This window comes from Gimesia sp. (assembly GCF_048260065.1).
Taxonomy (GTDB): domain Bacteria; phylum Planctomycetota; class Planctomycetia; order Planctomycetales; family Planctomycetaceae; genus Gimesia.
Window position 1 is genome coordinate 1 of the sequence record NZ_JBLXHC010000041.1, and the last position, 7589, is coordinate 7589.

Here is a 7589-nt window from a genome sequence, read left to right on the forward strand (position 1 = left end):
ACAATCGTCATCAAAATCGATGTCGTGCAGCATGTAGCCCAACTCTTTCTGTCCCTGCAGGGACTCAGGGCAGGCAGCAACTTCTAATGGGTCAATCCATTCATAATCGCAGGAGAATTCACGGCAACCCAGGTAGGGTTGTTGAAAGTGCTGCCCTTTCTCAACCCGTCGTTTGAACATCTCAAAATGCTTCTTGGGGTGTTCCGTTTGATCCAGAAGCTCGAAGTGGGCTTCAATGACATAATCAACATTACGCAGGACAATCGCCGCACGCTGTTGACGATCTTCGTCGACATAGATTCCCAAATTCCCTTTTCCTTCTTTCATGGACTTTTTGGGGCCATTCACCGAGATCTTACTTGCCACTTCATTACGGCGAATATTCATGAAGCGGATCGGAGCCAAAACATGGATTCGGTCTACACACCAGCGGATTTGTGGCTTCCAGTAGATTGCTTCGAGAACACCACGTGCGGCAGACGGAGTTATGACATCATACGAAACCCGCTCTACTTTCATCTCGGGACGAGTAAAACAAGCATAGTCCCCCCACAGACGAAGTGAGATAGATGTATTTTTCATCAGTTGTCCTTTCATTCAGAATATAGATTGCGAAACATCCAGAATTCCTGCCTGCTGTGGCATAAATCCCAGATGATTAAAGTCATAGCAGCTTAGATTAATCAGTTCGAAATAACCCGACGGTTGTCCTTGTGCGTCTAATAGTTCAGAGATGTCTTTCCCCAGCATGGCATGCATCGTAAATTGATTTAGACCAATCGTGTAACGCTGCAGGATTCGCAGCAGTTTACGTTTTAGCATGGTGGTCGTTGTCTGGTCGAGGGACATCAGACAGGCTCTTAGTTGAGATAGTGCCTGGCGGGATTTTTCGTCGAAGGGAATAAATACAGAGGTTTGATAGTCGTCGATCAGGCGAAATCTTTTTGCAGCTTCACGATAGTAGAATTCCGGAGTGCCATCTTTGAGAGAGACGCGGAACTGGTCCAGGATGTTGTTTTTATCCCATTCTTGTTTGTGCGACCAATAGTTTAATCGGAAGTATTGATTGATCGCAGGGAGAGATAACCAGCCATGACTATGAAGTGGACTTTCTGCGTCGCGCATCATTGTTAGAGTCGTCTCAGCAGTTCGTTTGAGATAGCCACATAGTCGCGTCCAACCATCTCCCGTTGGTTCAAAGACATAGACGTCGGCTGAATCCTGTTTCCCTTCACGGTTACAACGACCGGCTGCTTGTGCAATACTGTCCAGACCAGCGATCGCTCTGAAAACGACCGGAAAATCGACATCGACGCCTGCTTCAATCAGTTGTGTACTGATTACACGACACGACTTCCCCTGAGCAAGTCTGCTTCTTATTTCGTCCAGTTTCTGGAATCGATGTACGGCACACAGATTCGTACTCAGGTGATAGAGTCCATTTGATGACCCCTGTTCTTTCAGATTTTCAAATAATCTGGCAGCATCTGGTTTGGAATTGACGATACAGAGAAAACTGTCATGTGTTATCAGTTTATCCAGTAACGACTCTTGCGAAACAGGACCCATTGACCGAACTTCGACCCGTTTCATTTGCTTCGACAGCGCATCCGGTGCCGGCATGATTTCTCTGACGTCTTTTAGCCCAATGTCAAACTGATCCCGATACGTGATAGCCGGCTGGGTTGCCGTACATAAAATAATGGTACAACCGTAATTCGTGACCAGTTCCTGTAACACCTTGAGACAGGGTTTCAAAAACTCAACGGGAAGCGTTTGTGCTTCATCAAGAATTATGACTGAATTGATCAATCGATGCAGCTTTCGACAGCGTGATGGTTTGGCTGCGAATAACGACTCTAACAGCTGGACATTCGTCGTTACGATCAGAGGAGCATCCCAGTTTTCTGTTGCCAGTCGGGAGGCATACTTTTCATGATCAGGATCGACATTTGAGTGGTGTTCCAGAACGAGATCTGTATCCAGGGTATCGAACAGATTTCGAAACACACCGGCTGTCTGCTCTACAATACTGGTAAAAGGAATGGCATAAATAATTCGTTCTTTGTGATGGCATCGGCGATGCTTCAGCGCGAATGCCAGACTGGAAAGAGTTTTTCCACCACCTGTCGGAACAGTTAATGAAAAGAAACCAGGGGATTCTTTCGCTTTTTCCAGGCATGAATTTAAAATGTTTTGGCGTATTTCTGAGACTTTGGAACGTGATTGAATACTTTTGCTTGTTAAATCCTGATGTAACGCCTCTTCCATCGCTGTCCAAATCGCATTATCCAGAAGGACTGGCCGATAACTTGTGCGATCGGGAGACATGAACTCTTCCGTTGCCAGGTAATCACTGTCCACCAGGCAGGAGAATAACATACGATTCCAGAACGCAAGCTGAAAGGGGAAACCAGAATTTGACTTCCGGATTTGAGGCATGGCAGGAGGCTGCATCTGATGTATCTGCTGAGGGATCTCTTCCAATGAAATTAGAGTCGATGTATCACTGAGACGTGCAGAGAGTGAAGATGCTCTACCCGGTTCTGCATTTTCGTCTGCATAATCAGGCAGACCGGCGTGGTGCCCCATAATGCAATACGCAAGCAAATAGGCCAGTGGTTTTTCATTTGGTGATGGGAATCTTTGGAGGGCATGCTGAGCACCAAAACTGGAATGGTTTACACGACTGTTTTCTTCCAAATGTAAAAGATAGCCATTCGCCTGCATCAGATAAGTCTGAAACCGGGAATCATATTTTCCCAGATCGTGCCAATATCCCAATAAAGCTCCCCAGTCAGTTGCATTAAGTTTTTTTGAGAATCTTAGTGCATACTCTGTTACGAGCTCCAGATGTGCTTCCAATGACTCCCACTCTTCGACAGGTCGGTCCTTCAGTGAATGGCCGAAATATTCAGTCATAGGAACGATCTCCCAAGGAATAAGAGTCGATCATCAGATCCAGTTCCTCGCGAATCGTCTCCACCAGTTCCTCAGGTTCCAGTACTCGGGCATGACGTCCAAAACTGAGGAGCCAGGATCGAATTTCTTCAAATCCGGTCAATTGATATTCTGCAATCACCGAACCATCATTGTTATAACTGAGATGTTGACTTGTATGAAATTTCTTTTCCTGCAAGATTCTTACTACAGGGGGAGAAAAACGAATGCGAATGGTCTGGGGAGCACGTTCTTCAGCGAAGATACCAAATGAATGTTCCAGATATTTGGCGGGATGGAAATCTTTGGGCCTCTGAAAGGTCATCAGGTTCGGTTGCACATCCACTTCTGAAATCCGATCGACTTTAAAAGTCCGGATTGCTCCGTGATCCAGCGACCAGGCAATCAGATACAAAGCGCCTTTATGAAAGATCAGGGCGTAGGGATGGATGTCGTACAACGTGACTGGTTCAGTTGAACGGAGAGACTGATAAGTGATCACAGTCAATCGATGATCTTCAATCGCCAGCATCAACTGATCAATCAGTTCAGCACGCTCCGCATAATTAACGATGTGATGATTTGTCAGATGGACTGCTGATGCCAGTTTTTCGAGAAAACGAACTGCAGGCTCGCTGAGGGCTGATTTGATTTTCTGATAGGCGCTGTGAGATCTCTGCCAGAAGAGAGTGCCCGCCATCAGTTCCAGGAACTGTCTCCCCAGATAAAGGGCTGCCGTCTCTTCGAGAGTAAACTGTAATTGGGCAATCCCCACATTTCCCGCAATCTTCCACTGCTTTTTACCATGAGCAGTGGTCACTTCTGATACTGGAAAGCCGACTGATTTCAGTACAAGAAGGTCGCGTGCAATCGTCCGATTTGAGACTTCAGTTTCTTGGGCTAATTCCTGCAGCGTGACTCCCTGTTTGCGATGAGAGAGGATCTGAAGTAATCTCCATTGACGCATCAGTTGAGCAGATTCGGCCATCATGAGCCCTTACGCGGAATTGTGAATCAGGTTTCTATTAGACAGCAGTGTACTGAATGGTCTGGTCAGATCGTGTCGCACGTATCACATGTTCATGTCATGCTGGCGAGATATGGAAAGAAAGTCAAGCGGGTGCAAAGAGTTTCCTGCTTGGGAAAGGCTATACTTCTATAGGAATCTCAGTGTTTTACATGTTGGCAGTATTGAAGTAATTTTGATTGAATTCATCTTCAACTCAATGAACCATTTGAAGGTGGGTAACAAAGTGTGCCCCATTCCTCTTCTGATCCATTCTCAACATACACCATTAAGAAAGTCGGCAGTAGACAATTCAGCATCATACTACAATGCTTCAATGAAGTACGATTGAGTTTACCACCGTGTGTTGCTGCACCGTGAATCAACTGGCATCGAATCAGGTATACGCATTCCAGACTTCGTTCGAGTATTAAAGCCCACCGTTTTTCCAGGTACCAGGTGCGCGCATCAAATTTCGATTTGCGTGCTTGCTTTGCACGTTTGGGAGAAGGTTCTTTCCAGTAGTAATTACTCAGATACTCGTTAGATATTGAAATGTATTCTCGAGTGAAATAAAAACCTTTGTTTGATTTTGCTCTATAAATGATAAATCCATCCCCAAAATGTGGCATATTAAATAGGATTATATGCAGCGTGTTAGCACTCAGGTGGAGCGGTTTTTCAGGGTACTCAACACGCGGCATATGATCTATTGGACTGAACCGCAGGGGCGTTTTCGACTATGGGGAATAATGCCTCGTGGAGAAATCGGCGTTTTGTTTTCTCCGTGATACCGGGAAGAAATCTCGGACGGGCAGGTTCTCATTTTGAGGCTCATGGGGTGTCGCTGACCTCCCAGAGTTCGGAAGCGGACACAGACTGCAAATGGAGCAGGAATTCGTGCCTACCGGGAGATCAGGCGCGGCTTGGCAAGCATCAGGTCCACCAGCTGGTTCGGCAGCGTAAACACCACATGAAAGTAGGGCATTCAACTGTGGACAAATTACATTTGGGGCAAGGATGCACTGAAACTGGTGCGGGAGAAGTAGTTAACTTGAGGTGGGGCGGGGGGAGCGGAGTGACGATAGTTAACTTGAGTGCAAGCTCATCTCATCACTATCCAGTCCGGTAGCCCCTTCTTCATCTCCCTGGTCGCTTGTTTGGGGTCGAATGCGTTGGGCTCAAACGGACCGCCCCATTCCATGAACTCTTCGTGACGTTCATGTTTCGAGTCGGCCAGAGCCTCCAGGAAGTCCACATAGCCCCAAACTCCGCCAATGTCTTCAGGAGGGCAGGCTTGTTCTCCTTCCAGACAGAATGGGTACTTCTTGTTATTCTCCAGCGGAGGCTGCCCCTCAAATAAGACTTCATGTTTCCAGCCATCTCCAAAGTCGTACTCGTATTTGAAGGAAAACCGCTTGTCAGTCCTGGGGAGGATTTGATTGAGTATCGTGGCTGTCGAGTCAAAGCAAACAAAATCACCGAAACCATCGTCCAGGAGATCAGGGTTACCGTACCGTTCCCCCTTAATCTCGAACTGGTACAGGTGCATGTTGTCCCAGCCCATTGCGGTCTGGATGTGTTCGTGCAGTATATCGAGAGTGCATTCCTGAACCTGAATCCGCCTCCTGATCTGGGGTTCAATTCCTAGCTGTGTGATCTTGAACTGGTAGAGAAGATCCTAGTTTGCCTTCCGCCTGGACTCCGCCTCCATATTCTCCTGTTGTTCAGCCTTCGCCATGATTCCCTCTTCGAGCTGATCCCTCAAGCGGCCAGCAATCAGCAGCAGTGCACCTGTTTTTTTAGCCCCGGTATCCGGCAGGCCCACCGCCAGAGACATTGTCATGCTGGTAACTTCCGCCACAGTGAGAGGATTTTCCTTCATCAGCTTATTCTTGATGGTCTTCGACAGGCTGGGAATCAGGAGCAAGACATCTCGCTGTTCCGGTTCCAGTCAGAAAGTTTCGAGCGGTTTTGTTTTGATGCGAAGTTGTTCGGCAGTCACAAGTGTCGCCCCTGCAAAATTAGCGATCTGTACTGCCTGATCGGAAATCATCCTTATCTTGTGTGCATTCTCAATGTTCAAAATCTGCGGAGGCTCTTCATCAATATACGTGTCGAGCAAGCGCTGAATCTTTTTGAGCACGGCATCGAGTTTCTTTTGCTTCTTCCTGTCTTTGCAGTTGTTGAACTCGGCAGAGAAGTAGCTGCCAAAGTCGTAGAGGTCGTCGAGGGTCATCATCACCGGTTTGCCGAATGATCTGCTCGTAATCCTGGTCGAGGTACAGCAGATCATCAAGAATCAACTTCCGCTCGGCTGTGGTCAGTTTGAGTGGCATTTTCTCGCCGGGTTGAATCTATTTTTCGTTAGGCATAATGGCTTCCTTGTGGTTGTCGAAGCTCCATTCTACCAGCTTCAAACAGCTACCGCTAGAATCTAGCAGCGCATTGTCAGTTAACGATCCCCGCGCCTTACCATCGGCGGCAATCCAGGCTTGCTTGTTTTTTTGGTTTGTTAAAGCGTGGACCACGATGGTAAAGGCGACCACGGGCTCACGCACAAGCGTCAGTACTTCATTCTCAGATAACGCTCCATGTTTCAACTGGCAGATGCCCCCTTCTCTGAGCCTTGTTTCCGTATCGCCTTTAAATATCTAAATTTTAGCTCAAAACGTGTCAAGATAAATAGGAAAGATATTAGCTATCGAGCACGAGAATAATACATATTATTGTCGAAAACAAAAGAGATTACAGTAGATGAAAAGGTCAGTGATGATCTCTTCAACTGGTTCAGAAAAATGTATGTTCCAAGAACTGATTCCGTCTTTTATCAAAAGTCACATTTAATGAAAGGAGCACAATGCTATCGAGAAAAGAAATCATGTTAATCAGAGCTGCCCTGCAGTTCTGGTGCGAAGAAATGGATCTCGAAGATGCAAATCTGTTCGAGGTCTATGCTAGCAGTCCCCAGATAAAGCCGACATGGGGTCAGGAAGACATCCAGCGGTTGCGTCAGCAGTTACTGGCAGCGCGACTGCGATATGCTGTGTGCCAGCATGATGCGGCCAGCGTAAAGACTCCCCAGCTGTTTAACACTCCTGAAGCCGCCAGTCAGGAAAAAACTGACGACTCTGACCGACTGGGAGTGGTCCTGGTTGCTGAACCAGAGGTCTAAACTCCCTCAAACCCTCTCCAGCAGTTCTGCCAGGCTGATTTCGAGAGTATCGGCGATCCGCTCGATATTCCGTAAGGAAAGATTTCGTTCCCTCCGCTCGCTCCCGCCGACGTAGGTCCGGTCCAGCTCACACGCGTAAGCATAATTCTCCTGAGAGTAACCTTGCTTCCCCAATGTCGGATTGATGTTTCTTTTCTAAAAGAAGGCCAGTCAAAAACATGGTTCTGGAAACATGATTCCTGGATGAAGGGAGAAATAAAGCACTTTTCTACACCAGAGGGAGGTCTGGATTTCGATCCAGACAGGATCGACTTCGAGATCTCTTTTCCCCACACTAATTACAAATATAAAACGACGCTCAATGTCGATACGGAATCTGGTAAATGAATTTCCCTTCAAAATTTCATTCAATCGCTCAGACAACCTTTAATATGGTCTCTTGAACATAAAGTTCCACGAAAACGTGAT

The 7589-nt window shown here is 46.9% G+C and carries 9 protein-coding genes; 1 reads left to right on the top strand and 8 read right to left on the bottom strand.

Annotated features, from left to right (window positions below):
* The 7 genes from cas5c to ACN0YN_RS31060 form a co-directional block, all read right to left on the bottom strand.
* On the bottom strand, window positions 1-582 hold a 582-nt coding region (gene cas5c, locus ACN0YN_RS31030), incomplete at its 3' end, for a type I-C CRISPR-associated protein Cas5c (protein ID WP_417388748.1).
* A 15-nt stretch (window positions 583-597) separates the two neighbouring features.
* On the bottom strand, window positions 598-2922 hold the full coding sequence (gene cas3 / locus ACN0YN_RS31035; RefSeq protein ID WP_339688213.1) for a CRISPR-associated helicase Cas3': 2325 nt from the start codon (window positions 2920-2922) through the stop codon (window positions 598-600).
* Entirely contained in the window at window positions 2915-3931 is a 1017-nt protein-coding gene (locus ACN0YN_RS31040; RefSeq protein ID WP_417388749.1) for a helix-turn-helix transcriptional regulator, read from the bottom strand. The genes cas3 and ACN0YN_RS31040 overlap by 8 nt, the downstream gene beginning before the upstream one ends.
* A 1120-nt stretch (window positions 3932-5051) precedes the next feature.
* Complete coding sequence (locus ACN0YN_RS31045) at window positions 5052-5606, bottom strand: plasmid pRiA4b ORF-3 family protein (protein ID WP_339688224.1); 555 nt, start codon at window positions 5604-5606, stop codon at window positions 5052-5054.
* Between the two features lie 21 nt (window positions 5607-5627).
* On the bottom strand, window positions 5628-5876 hold the full coding sequence (locus ACN0YN_RS31050; protein ID WP_155366335.1) for a hypothetical protein: 249 nt from the start codon (window positions 5874-5876) through the stop codon (window positions 5628-5630).
* A gap of 24 nt (window positions 5877-5900) precedes the next feature.
* A complete protein-coding gene (locus ACN0YN_RS31055; RefSeq protein ID WP_155366334.1) occupies window positions 5901-6188 on the bottom strand; it encodes a hypothetical protein in 288 nt (95 codons plus the stop codon).
* 115 nt (window positions 6189-6303) lie between these two features.
* Window positions 6304-6549: a hypothetical protein gene (locus ACN0YN_RS31060; protein ID WP_155366333.1), complete on the bottom strand. Its 246-nt coding sequence runs from the start codon at window positions 6547-6549 to the stop codon at window positions 6304-6306.
* 278 nt (window positions 6550-6827) lie between these two features.
* Between ACN0YN_RS31060 and ACN0YN_RS31065 the strand changes: the two genes are divergently transcribed.
* On the top strand, window positions 6828-7121 hold the full coding sequence (locus ACN0YN_RS31065; RefSeq protein WP_339688210.1) for a hypothetical protein: 294 nt from the start codon (window positions 6828-6830) through the stop codon (window positions 7119-7121).
* Window positions 7122-7127: 6 nt separating this feature from the next.
* On the opposite strand, the gene ACN0YN_RS31070 is transcribed toward ACN0YN_RS31065, so the two are convergent.
* Complete coding sequence (locus tag ACN0YN_RS31070) at window positions 7128-7295, bottom strand: helix-turn-helix domain-containing protein (RefSeq protein ID WP_228030344.1); 168 nt, start codon at window positions 7293-7295, stop codon at window positions 7128-7130.
* Between the last annotated feature and the right edge of the window lie 294 nt (window positions 7296-7589).

What these genes read in the sequence shown, in the direction of transcription:
- ACN0YN_RS31055 (WP_155366334.1), bottom strand. Translation starts at nt 6,188, where the DNA reads ATGATGACCCTCGACGACCTCTACGACTTTGGCAGCTACTTCTCTGCC.
- ACN0YN_RS31040 (WP_417388749.1), bottom strand. Translation starts at nt 3,931, where the DNA reads ATGATGGCCGAATCTGCTCAACTGATGCGTCAATGGAGATTACTTCAG.
- cas3 (WP_339688213.1), bottom strand. Translation starts at nt 2,922, where the DNA reads ATGACTGAATATTTCGGCCATTCACTGAAGGACCGACCTGTCGAAGAG.
- ACN0YN_RS31065 (WP_339688210.1), top strand. Translation starts at nt 6,828, where the DNA reads ATGTTAATCAGAGCTGCCCTGCAGTTCTGGTGCGAAGAAATGGATCTC.